We start from the raw sequence: 20,065 nt of genomic DNA, 5'->3' as shown, positions 1-20,065 counted from the left end.
ATTACGCAAAATAATTTTGCGCCCCCTTTTTATAAAATTTCATGTTTCACAGCGTTTATCCTCCTTTCTATCTGTATGAAACATGACATACACAATAAAATGATAAAAACAGATAATATAGGTTTATATATTTTTTTCAGAGTAAATAGAAAATTTCTTCCTCATTTGATTGTTACTTGATATACACAATATAACATTATTTTTCAGAGAAGTCAATCTTTTTACAAACATTTTAAGGAAATATTGTCGCCACCAATGTAAGTTTTAGATAAACCAATAAATTTACCAGAACGGGTAAAAAACTCCTTAACAAATCGGAACATCCCGATTCTCTCCGGCAGAAGAAGATTTTTACGAATATCTGTACGACTGTTTTCTACTTCAATATACAATTTTTTTGCAACATCGTAATTATCCAACACATCTTCAATAGTAGTGAGCAGTGTTTCTTTTTCTTTATTCTCAAATACGAGCTTCGCGTTATTCACAATATATTTTTCATCATAAAAAACAGGAAAAGCTTCATTGTAGCCAATCGTAGCGATTTTCACGCAGCGCACTGTCTCATTTTTCAACCCGATATAATGATTGAAATCGGCAGTCGCAATGTTTCCAAATTCAATGATTTCTCGATGGTTTACCGATTCAATAATATTGGTAACTTCATGAAACTTCAGAAAAAAATATTTTTTTTCGCCGCCAGACACATAAACACCAGCCCGTTCTTTCGAGTACACATAATGATTTTGTTTTAAAAGTTCGATGCTTTTTCGGATGGTAATATCACTGGTGTTATATACTTCACACAGTTTTCTGACAGAATCGAGTTTATCGCCCGGATTCAATTCACCATGATCAATTTTATTCTTGATATCTTTATAAATCGCATCGTAAGTTGTCGTCTCAATTTTTTTCTTTTTTTCTAACATTGAAATTCCGCCTTTAATGTACAGTAATCACTTCTAATATAATTCAAACTCCACCCGACCGGGTTATTCTCACGGTCATAGATAAATTTATTTAAAAGAATGACCGCTTCATTAGAATCAAAATTCATCCCCAGATACCGGCATATCTTATCATTTGGACATACACATTCAATGGCTATTTCTTCCTGTAAATCCCTTAAATTAAATTTTGAGGATAGAATACGCGAAAGACTCGAATATTTCAAGTCGATCTCACCAATAGGCAGCGCAGGAAAAAAAGGAATGTATTTTATATCATAGACCACAGGATTATTTTCGATACTCAAAAGCCATTCAATACTGATGACTTTTTCCTTAGGCGCAATCTGAAGATGATAGACCATATCAATGTCTGGGTTAATGATTTTAGAGCCAATAAGCGTTTCCCCATCATAAGGAGATTTCAGGATACTTTCCAGTGACAGAGGAATCCGGTAAGTATTTTTGTTAAAATAGTCAACAAAGGTTCCCTTTCCAGGCACAGAGAAAAGATAACCCTCATCAATCAGCCGCATCAAAGCCTTTCGGATGGTCACCCGGCTGACATTATACTCTGCCGCCAACTGATTTTCAGATGAAAGCATCTCGTTGGGCTTAAGGATACCTGATAAAATTTTGTTTTTAATTTCATCCGAAATTTGGATATATTTAATACTTTTTTCCATCGCCGTTTACCATTCTCAGACAAATATTTACACCGTTCAAGACATTATTACTGTATGCATCTGCACCGATAAATTGGGCAATTTTCAGATTTGTCGCAACACCTCCAATAATAATATCCAAATCCGCCCCTACCTTTTCTCTGATTTTCTCTACAGTTCGCTTTGCGTTATTAATGGCTTCTGTCATAATAATACTGATACCAACAATATCGGGGGCATGTTCCTCAATAGCCTGCACAAAAACTTCTGGCGGTACATCCACACCCAGATCAATAACATCAAAGCCCGACATGGAGACCGCGTTTTTAAAAATGGATTTTCCTATATCATGTACATCCCCTTCAATGGTGCCAATCACCATCAGCCCCTTCTTTTCCTCAGATTTCAAGTTCTCAGCAAGGCTCAGCTCTTCCAGACTCATTACTTCCTCATAGAGGATTCCAGACATCATGAGATCATACATCACATACTCGCCCTTTGAATATTTTTCACCGACCTTATCCAAACCTTCACTCAAAGCAGCAATAATATCAATTTTAGGAATTTCTGCAACAATCGCCCTTTTGACGATTTTGATCACCTTTTCCTCATCTAACTCAACGATACCCTCTGTTATCATATCCAGCAAATCCATGTCGTTCTCACCGCCTTTACCAATAGAAAAATTCTGTATTATTACTATTATACCATATTTTCAATGGTTTACTGACAAGATTTTTGATTCAAAATTTTATTTTTAAAAAACAATAAAGAGGTACGGTCTGAAACAGACCGTACCTCTTTATTTATTTTCGCAATTTCTTTTTTATTCAACCGTGACGGATTTTGCCAGGTTCTTTGGCTTGTCGACGTCACAGCCTCTGGCGACGGACAGGTAATAGGCCAGGAGCTGGAGATAAACAACCGTTGGGATCGGGGTGATCTCATCATCCATCTGTGGGATGAAGAAAACCTGATCCACTTCGGGGATGATCTCTTCATGACCTTCTTTGGCAATGGCCATAACGTTGGCGCCGCGGGCCTTTACCTCTTTGATAGCATTGAGCATTTTATCAAAGACGTTCCCCTGAGTGCAGACCGCAATGACGACAGTTCCCACATCAACCAGAGCGATGGGACCGTGCTTCAGCTCGCCGGCCGCATAAGCGTCGGAATGAATATAGGAAATTTCCTTGGCTTTCAGGGAGCCCTCCAGACAGGTGTAGTAGTCCAGTCCGCGCCCGATAAAATACATATCGTCAACCTTAAAATGTTCGTAGGCGTATTCCCTGATCTTGTCATGGTCTCCCAAAGCTTTTTCAATAAGGGCTGAGGTATCCTTCAGGCCATTGGTAACACGCTTCATGGTGCCTTCGTCTACCTGGCCGTTTAACAGACCGAAATGCAGGGCCAGCAAAATCATACAGCCCACCTGAGTCACGTAAGCCTTAGTGGAGGCCACAGCGATTTCGGGACCGGCGTTGGTGTACAGCACATCGTCTGCCTCGCGGGCGATAGAGCTGCCCACCACATTGGTAATGGCCAGGACGCGGGCGCCTTTTTCTTTGGCCAGACGGATAGCGGCTAAGGTGTCGGCGGTTTCGCCGGACTGGCTGATGACAATGAGCAGGGTGTGCGCATCGACCAGCGGGTCTTTATAACGGTACTCGGAGGCCGGTTCGGTTTCGACGGCCACGCGGGCAAATTTTTCAATCAGGTATTTTCCAACCATTCCGGCGTGGTAGGCGGTTCCGCAGGCTACAATCTGGATACGGTTGATACTCTTCATGGTTTCGGCGTCAAGGTTGACGTCGTCCAGCACGATTTTATCCGGGAAGCAACGTCCGGTCAGGGTATCGGCCATCGCCTTTGGCTGTTCATGGATTTCCTTGAGCATAAAATGGTCGTAACCGCCCTTTTCGGCATCGCCTGGATCCCAATCCACGTTAAAGACCTGCTTGCCGGCTTCACGGCCGGATTCGTCCAGCACGGTGACGCTGTCACGGGTCAGGATGGCGATCTCGTCGTTATCCAGCAGATAGACCTTACGGGTGTATCTCAGGATAGCAGGGATGTCGGAAGCGATGTAGTTTTCGCCTTCGCCCAGGCCCACGATCAGCGGGCTGTCCTTACGAACGGCGATAATACGGTCGGGTTCTTCATTGCAGAGGATGCCCAGCGCGTAAGAGCCTTTGATTTTGTCAATGGCCAGGCGCAGGGTTTCAACCATGTCCCCGGTGTACAGAGAATTAAGCAGATGGGCAATGACCTCAGTATCGGTATCGGACACAAAAAGGTGTCCCTTTTTGATCAGCTCTTCCTTGAGCTCGATGTAGTTTTCAATGATCCCATTGTGGACGACCGCGATGCGGTTATCGATGCTGCAATGGGGATGGGAGTTGATATCAGAAGGTTCGCCGTGGGTCGCCCAGCGGGTATGGCCAATGCCAGCTGTACCCGTCAGAGCTTCTTTTTCAAGCTCATCCTCTAAATTTTTCAGACGGCCCTTGCGTTTTTTGACTTTAATCGCATTGTCCTTGTCCAGCACTGCAATGCCGGCTGAGTCATAACCGCGGTACTCTAACTTTGAGAGACCATCAATCAATACTTTCTGGGCCTGATTCAGACCAATATAACCAACGATTCCACACATAATAAATGCACCTCATTCAAGTAGATTTTGGTGTCTGCTCTGTGCAGCGGATCACTCCGCTGTTTTAACAGTCCACCTTCCAGGGCATCCGCCGAATTTTCGATACTCCCTGTCCTCGTCAACTCAAATATTACGGGCTCACGTATGAGTTCTGGCGCTTTTGTTCCATTGATGCAAAGTGGTTTGAGCCATTCCCCTCCTTATAACAGAATTACTTTACATGAACGTACAATGAGGATATTATAACATAATTTCAAGTAAAAACAAGTGTGTCTGCCGCCTTTTCTAACCGCTCACGTTTTCATGACCTGTCACGCGCATTAAAACCGCAAAAAAACAGCCTTCACAAGGCTGTCTTTTCTTAAGCTTTTATTCGTTGTATAAAATCAGGCCGATGATGGTCATGGTTTTGGGCCCGTTATTGTAGACCAGTCCGGTATCCTTTGTGAGCTGAACCACGTCGATGCCGGACGCCTCCAGTGAGGGCATGGCCTCGTCGGGGAAGCGGCAGGGATCATCGGTCAGAATGCCGCATTCCTTACAGATGGTGCAGCAGCCCGCTGAAAAAACCGTTCCCTCCATATCGGATTTGCGGATAGCACGGTGCAGCTTTTCCACTGTTTTTTCAAATCCAGCCATGATCTCATTCATTCGGCGGTAATCCTGCCGGTTTTTAAACCGGTATACCTGTGAAAACAACAACCCGTTTGTGTAGCTGTTTACCACCTCACGGTAGTGGTCCAGATCACCGACGGCCGGGGGACACATATAATTCTGGCCATAATGGCCACAGTCGTTTTTGGCGCAGGCGTCCCGGACGTCCTGGGTGATGTGAATCTGTCTGGGGTCGACGGCTACGGTTTCCTCAAAATCGCAGGCCTCTACCATCGCTCGCAATGCTTCGTTCATAATTTTCCTCTTCCTTTATGCTTCATTTCTGAGTTTTCTCTGTTATTGTATCATGTTTTTCTTAAACGTATTCACATTTTGCAAACGGCAACAGCCTGTCCTTCATTCATTGACATTAAAGCCGGCAATTATTATAATAATAACAGGCAGTGTGACATCTCAGTTTTTCAGGGATGGGCACTGCTATTCATTTTGTGAAAAATTAATTCATATTCAAAAAGGAGTGATCTTTATGCGTCAAGAGTCCTACCCGGCCGGGGAGAACAAAATGGGCGTCATGCCGGTCAACCGCCTGCTGATCACTATGGCCCTGCCCATGATGATTTCCATGCTGGTTCAGGCGCTCTATAACATTGTGGACAGCATGTTTGTGTCCATGATCAGCGAGAACGCGCTGACTGCCGTATCGCTGGCCTTCCCGGTACAGAACCTGATGATCGCCATCGCCACAGGCACAGGCGTGGGGATCAACGCTCTGCTGTCTAAGAGCCTGGGCGAAAAAAATTTTACAGAGGCCAACCGGGCTGCCAACAACGGAGTTTTCCTGGCTGTCCTCAGCTCTCTGGCTTTCGTTATCTTCGGGCTTTTCTTTACCCGCTTTTTCTTCGAGACCCAGACAAACATTGGGGAAATCGTGGATTACGGCACCCAGTATCTGGCGATCTGCTCTGTGGTTTCCTTTGGCATTTTCGGGCAGATTACCTTTGAACGCCTGCTTCAGGCCACGGGCAAGACGCTGCTCACCATGTGCACCCAGACCACCGGAGCCATCATCAACCTGATTCTGGACCCCATCATGATCTTCGGGCTTTTTGGCTTCCCAAAAATGGGGGTAGCCGGCGCAGCCGCCGCGACGGTAATCGGCCAGGTCGTGGCCATGCTGTTTGCCTGTATTCTGAACCTTAGGAAAAACCATGAGCTCACCCTGAAGCTCCGGGGCTTCAGGCCAAACGGCGGCACCATCCGGCGTATTTATGCGGTGGGCGTGCCATCCATTATCATGGCGTCCATCACCTCAGTTATGACCTTTGGCATGAACAAAATTCTGCTGGCCTTTACCTCTACGGCCACAGCGGTTTTCGGAGTTTACTTCAAACTCCAGAGCTTTATCTTTATGCCGGTCATGGGCCTGAACAATGGCATGGTGCCCATCATTGCCTACAATTACGGCGCTCAGAAAAAGGACCGGCTCGTCAAAACCATCAAGCTGAGCATGCTGTACGCCGTGGGGCTCATGATCCTTGGCTTTCTTGTATTCCAGCTCTTCCCGGGAGTGCTTCTTTCCATTTTTAACGCCTCGCCGGATATGCTGGCCATCGGCACAGTGGCGCTGCGGATCATCAGCCTGAGTTTTCTGTTCGCGGGCTTCTGTATCATCTCGCTGTCCGTGTTCCAGGCCCTTGGCAACGCGGTGCTGAGCCTGATCGTCTCAGTGGCCCGCCAGCTGGTGGTGCTGCTGCCCGCGGCCTATCTGCTGTCCCTCACCGGCAATCTGGACGCCATCTGGTGGTCCTTCCCCATTGCCGAGATCGCTTCGGTTCTCTTCAGTGCGGCTTTTTTAAGACGCATCTATCATCAGAAGATCCTTCCCATTTCCGACGCAGTCCCTGTTCCGGGGACTCAGACGGAGACTGTGGAGTAAAACCAAGAACCCCCGGTATGGTCTATATAAACCGTACCGGCCAAAGAGAAGTCACCCTATGATGTGTACCCAGATTTCTGGACACATATCGAATAGAAATTATTATGTGGATGCTTGTCTGTAAATCACAGGCGGCATCCATTTTGTTTTAGCCTGAATTCTTTTATTATTATAGTCGTATATATATTCTTTAACTGCTACTGAGAACACTTCAAAAGATTTATATTCTGATTCATGGTCATAGTATATTTCTGTTTTCAGTCTTCCAAAGAAAGTTTCCATGATACAATTATCATAACAATTGCCTTTTCTGGACATAGATTGGATAATCCCATGTTTTTTCAAAGTCTTCCGGTAAAATTCATGTTGATACTGCCAATCTTGATCTGAATGAAAAATCAGGTGCCCATTCTTTAGATTGATCAGAATGTTTTAACACCTGCGAACCACACGAGTCTGCAATTCGACACCATTGTCTGATTTTATCTCCGAAGAATTTTATTTTAACATTTTCTGGTGTTTCCATCTGGCTCCCTTCTTTATACAATTCTACACATCTTAATTTAAATTCATAACTGTAACGCATAAGAAAAATCCCCCTCTACTGTTTTGTCCAGTAAAAGGGGGACACATCACCTGCCTGACTTCTCTTTTTTATTCTTAAGAAACCATCTTGTTTATGCGGTCAGACCTGTCTTTTAAGTGGAACGATTGAAGCCTGCGCTCTATGCCGTTATAATAAAAGTACTAAAAACATGGAGGGCTTGCAATGAAAACATGTAAACGGCAATTTTTAGTTCTATTTTTGTTGATTTTGGGCCTGCTTTTAACAGCGGCAGGCTGCTCATCCACGGGTGGACGAGCTGTGGACTCGGACGTTCAATCTATTTATACGGCGACAACTCTTGGCCGCGTGCAAGGACTCGAGCAGGACGGCGTGTCTGTTTACAAAGGCATTCCCTATGCAAAACCGCCGGTGGGCAGTCTGCGCTTCCTGGCGCCCGAACCAGCAGAGCCCTGGAGTGACACCCTGGACTGTACTGAGTTTGGCTCATCGGCACTCCAGCCCACTGCAGATGATATTCCCACACCAGATGAGGACTGTCTGAACCTGAACGTATGGACCAGCGCCCAGGAGGGCGAAAAACAGCCGGTTTATGTTTTTATCCACGGCGGCGCCTATTTCCAGGGCTCTGGGGCAAAAAGCATGTATGACTGTACAAATTTTGCCAAAGACGGCGTGGTGGGCGTCACCATCAATTACCGGCTGGGCGCTCTTGGCTTTCTGGGGCTTGAGGCTTCAAAAGCTGAGGACGGCACAACAGGCAACTTTGGCACACTGGACCAGATACAGGCTCTTAAATGGGTGAAGGAAAACATCAGCGCCTTTGGCGGTGATCCCGAAAACATCACCGTCGGCGGTGAATCGGCTGGTTCCTTCAGCGTTTCAGCCCTGATCATGAGCCCCCTGGCCAAAGGGCTTTTTAATCAGGCCATTATGGAGAGCGGCTGTATTCTGGATGCTTCGGCAGTCTCGCCCTACTCAGGAGGCGACGCGTCTGCGTCTGCCGCTGTCTCCGGTGCTTTTGCCCGTAGCTTTGGGGCGGACGACAGTCTGGAGGGGCTTAATCGCCTGCGCCAGATCGACGGCCACGCCCTCACAGCCATGTCCCAATTTAACATGGATATGACTCTGCCCAACGCCCTGAGCTTCTGGCCAGTCAACGATGGCGTGGTGCTGCCCGTCGACCCCCAGAAGGCACTGGCTAATGGGGATTATAACCCGGTTCGCCTGTTAGTCGGAAATAACAGGGATGAGGGTCTGATTTTTATTCCAGATGGTCTGGAGGCCGGAGATTATGCCGCCTACGCCTACCGTATTCTGGGGGCTGAAGCTGCGGAGCAAGCCCTTGCACGCTGGCCGGTCGACGCCGAACACACAGCCTCTGATAGAGCGCGGCAGCTGCTGACGCTGGCCGGTTTCCGCCTGGGTGCCACCACATTTGCCGACACCCTTAGCCAAAACGGGCATCCGGTTTACTATTATGAATTTAACTACAGCACCCCGGATAACCCTGCAGCCTACCACGCCTCCGAGCTACCGCTTGTATTCGGCAATGAGCTTGACAGCCTGAAGCTCGACAAGGCCGGAAAACAAACCGCCGTCGACATGCACACCGCCTGGGTAAACTTCATTAAAACCGGCAATCCCAACCAGGGCACCGCCCTTGCATCCGGCGTCGTCTGGGAGCCGTACACCTCCCAGAGTAAGCGCGTCATGATGATTGACGACCAATGGTCCTCGAACGAGATGTCCCAAACCGATGATCTAGATTTCTTAAGAAAAACCGTGTACGGTAAGTGAGCAAGAACCTAAAAACCCCCGGTACGGTCTGAAGCAGACCGTGCCGGGGGTTTAAAATTTCCGTCTGGATTATTCCAGGTTGAGTTTATTTTTCAGGATATAGTTCGTCACTGCAAAGTAGATCGCTGACAGGATCAGGTTACCCAGGGTTCCAATGTTCAGCATCCAGTTGACTGCGGTCACAGGGTCCATATTGTTAAAAAACGCGTTGAGCATACTGGTATCTGAGGTTAAGGCAAAGCTGACGGTCATCACTGTAAAAATGATCTGCAGAATGATGTTGATGGCAATGTAGGTCACAAAAGCGCCGATGACCTTATGCTTGCCGAAGAGCTGTCCCACTGAGATGGAGGTGTACACCTGAAGAACATTGCAGCAAACGCCAACGATCATCAGGATAAACAGCTCGATCAGAATCAGAGCAGCCTGTCCGCCCTCTGGTGAGTTGAAGGCACGCCCCAGTTCCTGGAAGAACTCACCCATATACTGCAGGCTGGCGCCGTCGATGGCCAGGATCATAATGGACAGCATGATAACAATACCGCATACAAAGGTCCACATCAGGGCAATGACCAGCTTGGAGACAATCTGCTGCCAGGTAGGCACAGGGAGCGTAAACATCAGATAGCCCTCGTCGGTCATCAGGTTTTTATAAAAACGCTGAATGATGACAATAAAGGTCATAACCACCAGAGCAATGATGATACAGACATAGAGCGCCATACTGATACCGGTTGTCATGATGAAGCCCGTGGCCTCTGAGTTGATGGACAGGAATATTTTATTAATCAGGGTCATGGCCAGCAGCGCCGCGTAGACGGGCAGCAGCAGACGGGCCGTTCCCTTGATTTCATATTTCATGAGTTTTCCTAACATTTGAACACCTCTCTAAACAGCTCATCCACGGATTTATGCTGTTTTTCTCTGATTTCATCCACGCTGGCATTCATGACGATGCGTCCCTGGTTGATGAACACCACCTCGTCCAGCACCTTTTCAATATCGGCGATCAGATGGGTCGAGATGACCACAGTCGCGTTTTCGTTATAATTGGTAATGATGGTTCCCAGGATGTAATCCCGCGCGGCCGGGTCGACCCCGCCGATGGGCTCATCTAAAAGATACAGCTCTGCGTCGCGGCTCATGACCAGGATCAGCTGGACCTTTTCCTTGGTCCCCTTGGACATGGTCTTGATGCGGTCCTTAGTGTCGATGCCCAGGTCGCTGATCATATTGTAGGCCTTCACGCTGTTAAAATCTTCGTAGAAATCGTCAAAGAAGGCGATGAGCTGGGTGACGGTCATCCAGTCGCTTAAATAGGTGCGGTCTGGCAGGTAGGACACAATCTTCTTGGTCTCGACCGAGGGGGCCATGCCAGCCACCAGAAGCTGTCCGGACGTGGGGGTCAGAAGCCCGGTCGCTGTCTTGATAAGTGTGGTCTTGCCGCTGCCGTTGGGACCTAAAAGCCCAATGATACGGCCTCTTGGAAGCTGACAGTTCACTTCGGACAAGGCTTCCTTGGTGCCGAACTTCTTTGTCAGGTCAATGCATTCTAAAATTGGGTTCATTATTTTCCCTCCTTATCCTCACGTTCCATCAGTGTGATGATATCTTCTTTCTTAAATCCGAGCTTTTCCATTTTTTCCAGGAAGTTTTCAATTTCCTTGATCGCTAAATTTTCTTTTGTTTCCTGTATCATTTTATTATCCTCCGTTATGAATCTGCCGCTTGTCCGCTGCGCATACACAAGGCCTGTCCGCTCCAGCTCCGAAAGTGCTTTCTGCATAGTGTTCGGATTGACTGAAGCCTCTGCCGCCATTTCTCTGACCGATGGCAATTTATCGCCTGGGGCGAAAAGACCGGAAACGATCCGGAGTTCTATCTGCTCGATGAGCTGTTTGTATACCGGCCGGTCGGAATCAATGATCCATTCCATAATGTCCTCCTTTGTATTACTGTATTGTTGTACTAAGAACTTAATACAATAATACATTCATCTAGACGAATTGTCAATACACTTAAGAAATTCTTCATAAATAAAAAAGAGCCCGCCAAAATCGCAATGATTTCAGCAGACCCTTTTTGGTATCGCTGCCCTTTGGCAGCGCCGGAAGTTTCCAGAAATATTATTCTTTTTATAAAACACCACGCTTTTCGCCTCCCGAGCGCGTTTCCTCTGCGAGGCTGACGATCTGCCCCTGGGGCAGACTACCTGAGCGCAGCATCTGATCCTTTATGGAGCGGCCGATCAGGCCCACCATTAAAATCATGACTGCCAGCAGGAGCGTTACCAGCAGCGCTGCCAGGAGCGGGCTGAAATTCTTCTTAATGGTTTTCCGCAGTTTCATTTTCTGTTCCTCCTTCACGGGTATTCTTTCCTCTATGATACCGTAGGGAGTACAGCAGAAGTACAACCAATTAAAACTGCTCTGTCCTCAGCTTCAGTCAGAACGGTTCCACGCTCATGTATTCTCCCGGACAGCCCGGCAGGGGCTTCCGATCGCAACCTTATCTGATGGAATATCCTTTGTCACCACACTGCCCGCGCCGATGACCACATTATCGCCAATGGTGACACCGGGCAGAATAATGGCTCCGCCGCCAATCCAGACATTATCGCCGATGATAACTGGCGCGGTCTGGGTCTTGCAGAAAGCAAAGCTCCCGTCCTCTCTGGGCGGTCCGAAACGGTCCGCCGCGCTGGCCGGATGAAATGCCGTGTATATCTGGACATTGGGCGCGATGAGGGCATTGTCCCCGATGACGATTTTATTATCGTCCAAAAATGTGCAGTTCATGTTGACCTCGCAGTTCTCACCAAAGCAGATGTTGACGCCATAATCCACATAAAACGGCGGTGTTATCCACAGGTTTGCACCACGCTTTCCCAAAAGGGCCCCCAAAATCCGGTCTTTCTCATCCAAATTTTCTGAAGCTGTCTGGTTATAGGCCCGCACCAGGTTTTTGGCTTTGTGCCACTGCGCCAGCAGCTCCGGATCGCTGCAGTCGTACAGCTCACCCGCCAGCATTTTTTCTCTTTCAGTCATTTGGTTCACCTCATATTCTTTTTTCTACTGCAGCAGGTAACCCCACAGCGATCCGAACATCGCCGTAAAGCAGCCTCTGTTATTCTTATCTTAGCACACCCGGGCGCAAATGAATACGGTGATCCGTGTTGTCTGCAGGCTGTTTTTTGTTTCACAAGCCCGATTCTGGATAAATATGATTAAAACAAAAGCCTTAAAGGAGGTAATATCATGACTAAAAATAAATTAATACCTATTCTTCAGTTAATCCTCGCCGTGGTGGTGGTGGAGCTGGTGGGCTTCTGCTCCTCACTTCTGGCCGGCGACATTGCCGGTAAATACGCCATGCTAAACAAGGCGCCCCTGTCGCCGCCGGGCTCGGTGTTCGGGCCGGTCTGGATCGTGCTCTACCTGCTCATGGGCATTGCCATTTTTCTGGTTTTACGGACGAACACAGACGAAAAGCTCAAACGCTCAGCTGCCGGGCTTTTTGTCATTCAGCTGCTCCTCAACTTTTTGTGGAGTATCCTCTTTTTTGGCGGCAGCTCCTTCTGGCTGGCAGCCGTGGTTATCCTGCTCCTGGACGCGGCGGTCATCGCCTGTATTGTGTGGTTTAAAAAGATCTCCACTCTGGCTGCGGGCCTCATGGTGCCCTACCTCCTCTGGATTCTGTTCGCTACCTATCTGAACATCGCTTTTGCCATTCTCAATTGAGGTGGCACTTAAAAAGAAACTGAAAACGTCAGGTTTTCAGTTTCTTTTTAATAGATGGGGTCGCATATTTCAGTCGATTATTTTTCCGGGGTTGATCAATACGATTATCGCATTGTTCTCCTCCGGCCCGCATGGGATTGGTAATCGGCTACCGCCTCGCTAAATAAGCCTCGATCCGCTGCCCTGCGTTCTCGCGGAGGTTGTAGTAATAGAAGGCATAGTCGTACCCGTGGTAAACGCCCTCTGGAAAGACAGCGTTTCCGGGAGCTAGAGCATCGGTGTCCTGGTTGTCACAGATTAGGACGCCGCGGACTTTATCGATACGGGCGTCAGCGGAGGGGAGGCTCTTGACAGACGGGTCCTCTCTGCTGGCAGAGCCGAGGCTCTGCTCTGCTGGCGCGAGGGTCTCATCCCGGGTCCAGCTGATGGGGTTGATGACCTTTGCGCCGGGCAGCAGTACAGGGTTATCCGCTGTGACACCTGGCGCTTCGGTATTGTAGGAGATGATCACACCCGTATCATCGGCCGCCTCTGCAAACCGGAGATGTGGGTTCTGGGCGAGGTAGTCCCCAGTAACAGAATAACCAATCACGTAGGCGGCCACCATACGCGCATACACCTCGGGATTTTTTTCCATGTACTCATCCAGCAGGTAGAGCAGCATGTTGGAGCCCTGGGAATGACCGGCCAGGATAAAAGGGCGGCCGTTGTTTTCGTGCTCAAGATAGTAGTCGAAGGCTGCGAACACGTCTGTCTTGGGCACGCCGTTCAGCAGAGCGTATTCCTCGTCATGGGACAGGCCCAGGCAGTAAGCCGCGTCGGCCTGCCGGTAATAGGGCGCGTAGACATTGGCCACAGGCTCAAAGACGCTGGCCTGCTGTCTCAGCATTTCGGGCGCGGTCTCGCGCAGGGTGGCGTTGTCAACAGTGCAGATGTTAGGCTCCTCCGCGCTTTCCTTATGCCAGGCCGTAGGATACAGGTAAAAGACATCCACAGGCTTATCGGGCGTATCGGGCATCGCCAGCCAGTTCGCCGCCACAGCGTAATCGGTCGGGGCTTCTTTATTTTCTGCCTGCCGGGCGACACAGCCAGGCAGCAGGATACTCATCAGCAAAAGGGCTGCCAGCAGCAGTCCCCGGGCACTCCGTCTTGTTTTCATGGGTTCTCCTCTCGTTTAAAAAACGGTACGGTCTAAAACACGCCGTACCTCATTCCTTACATTTTCTCGGGCCTGAGCGCCTGCGGAGGGCGCACCGCCTTAAAATAAAACACCACCGCGCAGGCTGCGGCAAAGATAACCCCCGCCGGGTAGGCAAAGGCGACGGGCAGGCGCAGGCCCTCCTCTGCCATGAGGATATAGGTAGCGCTGACGGCCGACATAAAGGTGGCCGGAACCGCGGCGATCCAGAAATTCTTCTGGTTTCTGCACAGGTATACCGCCCCGGCCCACAGCGCGATCATGGCCAGCGTCTGGTTGCTCCAGGAAAAATACCGCCACACAATATCAAAATCAATCTGGGATAAAAGCAGGCCCACCAGCAGCAGCGGGACGGTGATATACAGGCGGGTGCGCATCTTGTCCTGGGAGATGTCAAACCAGTCCGCAATGGTGAGGCGCGCGCTCCTGAAGGCTGTGTCGCCCGAGGAGATAGGGCAGGCAATAACGCCGATCATGGCCAGCACCATGCCCGCTGGTCCCAGCAGGGTATTGCAGATCTCATAGACCACGCCGCCCTGTCCCCCATAGGCGGCAAGGGCTTCCTGAAGCCCGCCGGTGGACTGATAAAAAGCTACGCCCGCCGCGGCCCAGATCAGGGCGATGACGCCCTCGGCCACCATAGCGCCGTAAAAGATGGAGCGCCCCTGCTTTTCACTGGTTATGCACCGCGCCATCATAGGCGACTGGGTAGCATGAAAGCCGGAAATCGCGCCGCAGGCCACGGTCACAAACATCAGCGGCCAGACAGGCAGCTCCTTGGGGTGCAGATTCTGCAGGGTCAGCTCTGGAATGGTGTAGCCCTGGATGATGATGCCGCCGGCCACGCCCAGCGCCATGATGATCAGACAAATACCGAAAAAGGGATAGATTTTCCCGATAACCTTGTCAATGGGCAGCAGAGTTGCCGCGAAATAATAAATCAAAACCACAATGAGCCAGAAGCCAGCATCCAGCGCATCGGGCGTAAGCATGGCCAGAAGCGCCGCAGGTCCTGTGGCAAAAACAGTGCCCACCAGTACCAGCAGCACCACGGAAAAGACGCGCATAACGGTCTTCATACCCTTTCCAAGATAAATTCCCACAATCTCAGAAATACTGTTGCCCCTGTGGCGGATGGAGATCATCCCAGACAGGAAATCGTGGACGCCGCCGGCAAAAATGGTGCCGAAAACAATCCATAAAAAAACAACGGGTCCCCACAGTGCGCCGGAGATGGCGCCAAAGATGGGCCCCAGGCCAGCAATGTTGAGCAGCTGGATCAGAAAGATCTTCCACTGTTTCATGGGCACATAGTCCACGCCGTCGGTCATGGTAGTGGCTGGCGTGGGCCGGTCATCAGGCCCGAATATCCGCTCGACCACTTTGCTGTACGTAAAATATCCGGCGATTAAAATCGCCAGCGCAGCAAAAAAGGTAATCATTTAGTTGTTTTCTCTGTCCTTCATTAAGGCTTCAAAGCTCCTATCCCACAAAGCTTCACCTTCTTTTGTGAAAAAACAGCCTGGAAAGCCTCCCTCGGTATCACGATGGTGGGCCACACATTCACAGCATTTCCCATGACGAGGACAGCCCGGATAGGTACAGGCACAGTCCAGTTTGTTATGACATTCAGCCATTTGTTACTCCTCCTCTTTAAACATTTTATTCATTATAGCACAGTCCTCAGCCTTTTTGTCTTCGGCCGCACAAATGGCTCGTCTGACCGCCTAAATGCTTTCTCTAAAGCTGCATTCAGGCGGTTAAACCTGCTATTTGTGCGGTTTTATTGCGCGGCCCTCTTCCATCCGATATAATAAAACCAATCGTTTTTCAACCACTATTTTATGAAAGGAGTTTGATATGAATAAAGAATCGTTTGAAAATTTTGAGGAGGAGCTTACAGGTGCCATCAAACACTGGTGGGTTTTTCTGATTCTTGGTATCCTCGCCATCGGCCTTGGTGTCTGGCTGTTTTTTACGCCAGCCAATGGATTTGCTGCCCTTGCCATTGTTTTTGCCATCACATTTCTGATCTCCGGACTCGCCTCCACTGCGGTTACCCTGATCAACCGCAAAAGCATTCCTGCATGGGGCTGGAATCTGGTATCCGGGATTCTGATGCTCGTTCTCGGCATTATCATGATTGCCAACATGGGCATTACCGCAGATGTGCTGGTCTTTTACGTTGCCTTTGCCATTCTATTCGGCGGCTTTAACACCATCGGCTTTGCCTTTACGGCCAAATCAAAGGGCGATAAGGCATGGGGCTGGACACTGGCCCTGGGCATTGTGGTTGTCATTCTTTCCATAGTGCTCTTGTTCCACCCTGTCTTTGCCGCCTTCACCATTGTGATCTGGGCTGGCATTGCCTTTTTATCAATGGGCATCTCTTTCTGTACCCTGGCCTACCGTTTATCCAAAACCAATGGCAGGATGAAAAAATAAACAGTCTTTTTAAAAAACAGCACGCCTGGGCGCTGCTGTTTTTTAATCGTTGTCCACCATATTTTTTTGTGATAAACTGTAATCAGCAAAGCTTTACAACCTCGTTTGACAGGAGTGTAACTTATGATATTCTATTTTTTCAGGGCGCTGCTCGGCTTCCTGATGCAGACCGTACCGCCTGCTTTTCTGTGCATTTACCCCTTCTGGGCCAGACAGACCTGGGAGCGGAAGCGCCCGGTACTCTTCTTTGTATTTGGCGGTTTCCTGATCCTCGGAATCTTTATCGCCATGGTTTTTATGGATACCATCCGCGCCGGAAAACCCGCTTCCAACGTAAATCTCATCAATCTGCTCATGTTTCTGGAGCAGGGCTGCTGCTTTCTCATTTACCTGTTTGTAATCCGCGCGCCTTTTTTTAAAAAGCTCTATTGCCTGACCTTTATCTCCAGCTTTTACGCTGGTATCGCGCTGGTGGCGTCTTTTCTCAACCGGCTGCTGTTTCCAGAGCTGTCGGTGGGTCCTTTTGTACAGGACGGCTATCTCTGGCCCCTGTCGGGTCTCTGCCTTTACGTGGTGCTGGTGGCCGCCACCTATCCGTTTTTATTCAGACTTATGCGCCGCATGTCCAGCCACCTCCTGACACCAACCCGGACGGGGTTCTGGCCCAGCCTCTGCGTCCCGCCGGTGCTGTTCTATCTTTGGATCTTCCTGACGCCCAACGATCTGTTCTACGGCTGGATCATCACCTCTGCCACTGCCCTCATGCTGGTGCTTTTGCTCTGCGTCGCTTTTTTCAGCCTCCAGAACCTGACCTGGGTGGCGGAGCTGGAGGAAAAGACCACGCCGCCAGATCCCCAGAAAGCCCTGAGCCGGGAAGCCTGCGCAGTCTTTAACGAAAAGCTGCAGTCCTCTGAAATGCTGCTTCATGATTTCAGGCACCATCTGCTTGTCCTCAAAAAGCTTTTAGATGATGACGATCTCGGCCCTGCCAATCATCTGCTGCAAAACCTGCTGGATGAGACTGAGACAGCAGAGCCTATTCTCACTAGCGGCAATTACCTGATCGACACCCTTGTGAATGGCAGGCTGGGCGCCCTGTCCGAAAAAGGCGTGGCTGTCAGTGCCCAGGCCAGCGTGCCGGATATCCTGCCCCTGGACTACAATACTCTCTACCCCACTCTGCTCGCTGTGCTGAACACAGCCGCCGCTGCCTGCGAGGCGGCTTCTCCCTGCTCTGAATCCGAGCTTACGCTGAGCCTTGACTACTCCCGTCAGTGCCTGAGAGTTGTCTGTACCTTCCCGGGCACACAGCCTCTGGACACTCTCTCCCCAGACCTCCAGGCCCTGTCAGTGTCTGGAAAATGCCGTTTTGAATGCGAACGCTGCGCGGACGGCAGGACGCAGCTGTCTCTGTGGCTCTCCTGACACGGGCTGCCTGCTAAGCGGGCAGCTTTACAATTACCTCTACGCCCTTTGGCGTATGATGCCGCATCTGGATACTGCCGCCGTGCAGCAGGGCAATATTCTCGGCAATGGTCAGTCCCAGACCGCTGCCGCCAGTCTGGCGGGATCTTGCCTTGTCGGCGCGGTAAAAGCGTTCAAAGACATGGCGCATATCCTCATCGCTGATACCGATGCCGGTATCGCTGATCCTTAAAACCACTTTTCCATCTTTCTCCTCAGTGCTCATGGCAATGCTGTCGCCGGGTTCGGTATACTTAAAGCTGTTATCCAGCAGAATGACCGCGAGCTGGCGGAGCTTGTCCGAATCTGCCTCAATATTTCCCTTAAACCGAAAATCCATTCTCATTTTCTTGCCCTCCAGCCCCGCGATCTCACAGTAGGCCTCGCCCACGCCACTCAGCAAATGTTCAAGGGACACTGGCTCTTTCTGCAGTTTTGTCTGGCTTGTGTCGGTCATTGCCAGCAGGATCAGGTCCTCTGTCATTTTTGTCAGCCGCCGTGTCTCGTCGATGGTGCGGTTAATGGCCTCAAACTTGTCAATGATCCGGCTTTCCGGGTCGCTGAGGAGCAGCTCCTGGGTGGTCCGGATAATGGTCAGCGGTGTCCTCAGCTCATGGGAGGCGTTCTGGACAAACTCAGTCTGTTTCTGGTATGCCTCAGTCACTGGCTTCAAAATGCGCCGGGACAGCAGCCAGCCCACGCCGGCGGACAGAAAGACCGCCGCGCCCAGCGAGACAGCCAGTCCCGCTACCACATTGCGCAGGATCTCATCCTCGGCGTCAACGTTGATGAGTATCTGCAGGTATTCCTTCTGTCCATCGGCTTTTTCGATCATCCGGTTGATGGCCCGGTAATGGTAGCGCCCGCCCAGCGTCATGAAATACAGGGTGTCCAGCTCATTGGAATTAAAGGTGAAGCCTTTGTATAGCTCCTCATAAAGATCGCCGTTTATATCCGAATAATAGAGCGGGCTGCCATCCCTGTCTCTCGCAATATACAGCACTCTCGGGTTAATCTCGGGAAGGTCGCCGATCAGCTCGGCCTGATCGGCGGCAACATCGCCGCTCTCCGGCTCCTCGGCCTCAAGCACACTTCCCTCCTCCATCATCAACGCCGCGTAGGTTGTTCCCTGGTCGGCCAGCAGTATCTCGTCCACTGACGCGTACAGGTTGGTTCGCACAATACCATAGATGAGCAGGCCCAGCACTGAATAGATACACGAAAAGGCCAAGATAAAAAGCAGCAGGCTCCGTATAAATTCCCGGCGAATCCATTTTTTCTCATTCAATGCGCCTTCTCCCCACTGGTCAGCATATAGCCGACACCTCGAATGGTTTTCAGACAGCTATCATATCCGCAGCCCGACAGAATCCTGCGCAGTGCACTTACGTACACCTCCACCACGTTGGAGCTTGTATCTGTGGTAAATCCCCATATTTTGTCAAAAATCTGGGCCTTGGTCACAAGCTGCTCCTGGTGGCTGACCAGATATTCGAGAATGTCGTACTGCTTGCCGCGCAGGTCAAGGGCTTCGCCGGCAACGGTGACGGTTCGCGTCATTGTCTCGACCCGTAGTTCTTTAAAGCAGAGGGCCGCAATGTCGTAATGCCCTGTGCTGCGGCGCAGAATCGCCTCGATGCGCAGCAAAAGCTCGTCTCTGTCAAAGGGCTTGACCAGATAATCATCCGCGCCGGTACGAAACCCCTTTGTCTTGTCGGTCATGGTCCCTCTGGCTGTCAGGATGAGCACCGGTGTGTAAATTTTCTGCTCCCGCAGCTGCCGGAGCACCTCATAGCCATCAATAAGGGGCAGCATCAGGTCCAGCAGAATCAGGTCATAGATATTCTGGCTGGCGTAATAGAGCCCCTCCTCGCCGTCAAAGGCCTGCTCGGTCTGGTAAAAAGGCGCCACACACTGCCTGATCACATCGGACAGGTTTGGGTCATCTTCGATAATCAAAAGCTTCATCAGCAACCTCCTTTTTGTTCCAGTTTACCACAGGCTGCCTTAAAAAACAGTGAAACAGATCTGCTTAAA

At 49.9% G+C, this 20,065-nt stretch carries 22 protein-coding genes; 5 read left to right on the top strand and 17 right to left on the bottom strand.

Annotated features, from left to right (window positions below):
- Positions 1 to 221: 221 nt before the first annotated feature.
- From BUC22_RS07430 to BUC22_RS07410, 5 genes are all read right to left on the bottom strand, one after another.
- Entirely contained in the window at positions 222 to 929 is a 708-nt protein-coding gene (locus BUC22_RS07430) for a GntR family transcriptional regulator (protein WP_013378819.1), read from the bottom strand.
- Positions 923 to 1,633 carry a GntR family transcriptional regulator gene (locus BUC22_RS07425; RefSeq protein WP_013378818.1) on the bottom strand — a complete coding sequence of 237 codons (711 nt, stop codon included), beginning with the start codon at positions 1,631 to 1,633 and terminating at the stop codon, positions 923 to 925. Before BUC22_RS07425 ends, BUC22_RS07430 begins: the two co-directional genes overlap by 7 nt.
- Positions 1,617 to 2,267 (bottom strand): cobalamin B12-binding domain-containing protein, encoded by a 651-nt coding sequence (locus tag BUC22_RS07420; RefSeq protein WP_013378817.1) that lies wholly within the window; start codon positions 2,265 to 2,267, stop codon positions 1,617 to 1,619. Before BUC22_RS07420 ends, BUC22_RS07425 begins: the two co-directional genes overlap by 17 nt.
- A 171-nt stretch (positions 2,268 to 2,438) precedes the next feature.
- Positions 2,439 to 4,265, bottom strand: a complete 1,827-nt coding sequence (gene glmS, locus BUC22_RS07415) for a glutamine--fructose-6-phosphate transaminase (isomerizing) (RefSeq protein WP_013378816.1) — start codon at positions 4,263 to 4,265, stop codon at positions 2,439 to 2,441.
- A 369-nt stretch (positions 4,266 to 4,634) separates the two neighbouring features.
- The gene (locus tag BUC22_RS07410; protein WP_013378815.1) at positions 4,635 to 5,174 is read right to left on the bottom strand and encodes a DUF2284 domain-containing protein; all 540 of its coding nucleotides are present in this window, start codon (positions 5,172 to 5,174) and stop codon (positions 4,635 to 4,637) included.
- Between the two features lie 232 nt (positions 5,175 to 5,406).
- Between BUC22_RS07410 and BUC22_RS07405 the strand changes: the two genes are divergently transcribed.
- Positions 5,407 to 6,816 (top strand): MATE family efflux transporter, encoded by a 1,410-nt coding sequence (locus BUC22_RS07405; protein ID WP_050814034.1) that lies wholly within the window; start codon positions 5,407 to 5,409, stop codon positions 6,814 to 6,816.
- A gap of 102 nt (positions 6,817 to 6,918) precedes the next feature.
- Here the strand turns inward: BUC22_RS07405 and BUC22_RS22610 are convergent, their stop codons facing one another.
- Both BUC22_RS22610 and BUC22_RS21760 read right to left on the bottom strand, forming a co-directional pair.
- Positions 6,919 to 7,161, bottom strand: a complete 243-nt coding sequence (locus BUC22_RS22610; RefSeq protein WP_256263675.1) for an IS3 family transposase — start codon at positions 7,159 to 7,161, stop codon at positions 6,919 to 6,921.
- A gap of 16 nt (positions 7,162 to 7,177) precedes the next feature.
- The gene (locus BUC22_RS21760) at positions 7,178 to 7,342 is read right to left on the bottom strand and encodes a hypothetical protein (protein WP_158308576.1); all 165 of its coding nucleotides are present in this window, start codon (positions 7,340 to 7,342) and stop codon (positions 7,178 to 7,180) included.
- 243 nt (positions 7,343 to 7,585) lie between these two features.
- On the opposite strand from BUC22_RS21760, the gene BUC22_RS07395 reads away from it, so the two are divergent.
- Positions 7,586 to 9,181 carry a carboxylesterase/lipase family protein gene (locus BUC22_RS07395; protein ID WP_013378811.1) on the top strand — a complete coding sequence of 532 codons (1,596 nt, stop codon included), beginning with the start codon at positions 7,586 to 7,588 and terminating at the stop codon, positions 9,179 to 9,181.
- A gap of 69 nt (positions 9,182 to 9,250) precedes the next feature.
- Here the strand turns inward: BUC22_RS07395 and BUC22_RS07390 are convergent, their stop codons facing one another.
- The 5 genes from BUC22_RS07390 to BUC22_RS07370 all read right to left on the bottom strand — a co-directional run bounded on the left by BUC22_RS07390 (position 9,251) and on the right by BUC22_RS07370 (position 12,228).
- A complete protein-coding gene (locus BUC22_RS07390; RefSeq protein ID WP_013378810.1) occupies positions 9,251 to 10,057 on the bottom strand; it encodes a hypothetical protein in 807 nt (268 codons plus the stop codon).
- Entirely contained in the window at positions 10,051 to 10,749 is a 699-nt protein-coding gene (locus BUC22_RS07385) for an ABC transporter ATP-binding protein (protein ID WP_013378809.1), read from the bottom strand. The genes BUC22_RS07390 and BUC22_RS07385 overlap by 7 nt, the downstream gene beginning before the upstream one ends.
- On the bottom strand, positions 10,749 to 11,117 hold the full coding sequence (locus tag BUC22_RS07380) for a GntR family transcriptional regulator (RefSeq protein WP_013378808.1): 369 nt from the start codon (positions 11,115 to 11,117) through the stop codon (positions 10,749 to 10,751). Before BUC22_RS07380 ends, BUC22_RS07385 begins: the two co-directional genes overlap by 1 nt.
- A gap of 199 nt (positions 11,118 to 11,316) precedes the next feature.
- On the bottom strand, positions 11,317 to 11,529 hold the full coding sequence (locus BUC22_RS07375) for a hypothetical protein (RefSeq protein ID WP_073382651.1): 213 nt from the start codon (positions 11,527 to 11,529) through the stop codon (positions 11,317 to 11,319).
- 114 nt (positions 11,530 to 11,643) lie between these two features.
- On the bottom strand, positions 11,644 to 12,228 hold the full coding sequence (locus tag BUC22_RS07370) for a sugar O-acetyltransferase (protein ID WP_013378806.1): 585 nt from the start codon (positions 12,226 to 12,228) through the stop codon (positions 11,644 to 11,646).
- Positions 12,229 to 12,438: 210 nt separating this feature from the next.
- On the opposite strand from BUC22_RS07370, the gene BUC22_RS07365 reads away from it, so the two are divergent.
- Complete coding sequence (locus BUC22_RS07365; protein WP_013378805.1) at positions 12,439 to 12,921, top strand: TspO/MBR family protein; 483 nt, start codon at positions 12,439 to 12,441, stop codon at positions 12,919 to 12,921.
- 148 nt (positions 12,922 to 13,069) lie between these two features.
- Here the strand turns inward: BUC22_RS07365 and BUC22_RS07360 are convergent, their stop codons facing one another.
- From BUC22_RS07360 to BUC22_RS07350, 3 genes are read right to left on the bottom strand one after another with little or no spacing between them, the layout of a single operon-like run.
- Entirely contained in the window at positions 13,070 to 14,080 is a 1,011-nt protein-coding gene (locus BUC22_RS07360) for a DUF3089 domain-containing protein (protein ID WP_073382648.1), read from the bottom strand.
- Between the two features lie 56 nt (positions 14,081 to 14,136).
- Complete coding sequence (locus BUC22_RS07355) at positions 14,137 to 15,561, bottom strand: carbon starvation CstA family protein (protein WP_013378803.1); 1,425 nt, start codon at positions 15,559 to 15,561, stop codon at positions 14,137 to 14,139.
- Positions 15,562 to 15,756: a DUF6485 family protein gene (locus BUC22_RS07350; protein ID WP_013378802.1), complete on the bottom strand. Its 195-nt coding sequence runs from the start codon at positions 15,754 to 15,756 to the stop codon at positions 15,562 to 15,564.
- A gap of 223 nt (positions 15,757 to 15,979) precedes the next feature.
- On the opposite strand from BUC22_RS07350, the gene BUC22_RS07345 reads away from it, so the two are divergent.
- Positions 15,980 to 16,564 carry an HdeD family acid-resistance protein gene (locus tag BUC22_RS07345; RefSeq protein WP_013378801.1) on the top strand — a complete coding sequence of 195 codons (585 nt, stop codon included), beginning with the start codon at positions 15,980 to 15,982 and terminating at the stop codon, positions 16,562 to 16,564.
- A 123-nt stretch (positions 16,565 to 16,687) separates the two neighbouring features.
- Positions 16,688 to 17,989 carry a hypothetical protein gene (locus tag BUC22_RS07340; RefSeq protein ID WP_013378799.1) on the top strand — a complete coding sequence of 434 codons (1,302 nt, stop codon included), beginning with the start codon at positions 16,688 to 16,690 and terminating at the stop codon, positions 17,987 to 17,989.
- Positions 17,990 to 18,002: 13 nt separating this feature from the next.
- Here BUC22_RS07340 and BUC22_RS07335 read toward each other — a convergent pair whose 3' ends face one another.
- Positions 18,003 to 19,316 (bottom strand): sensor histidine kinase, encoded by a 1,314-nt coding sequence (locus BUC22_RS07335; protein ID WP_013378798.1) that lies wholly within the window; start codon positions 19,314 to 19,316, stop codon positions 18,003 to 18,005.
- Positions 19,313 to 19,996 (bottom strand): response regulator transcription factor, encoded by a 684-nt coding sequence (locus BUC22_RS07330; protein WP_013378797.1) that lies wholly within the window; start codon positions 19,994 to 19,996, stop codon positions 19,313 to 19,315. Before BUC22_RS07330 ends, BUC22_RS07335 begins: the two co-directional genes overlap by 4 nt.
- Between the last annotated feature and the right edge of the window lie 69 nt (positions 19,997 to 20,065).

The sequence above is a fragment of the Eubacterium callanderi genome, assembly GCF_900142645.1.
Classification (GTDB): Bacteria; Bacillota; Clostridia; order Eubacteriales; family Eubacteriaceae; genus Eubacterium; species Eubacterium callanderi.
The sequence above is the reverse complement of the archived record's forward strand: the minus strand, read 5'-3'. Positions and strand labels throughout refer to the sequence as shown.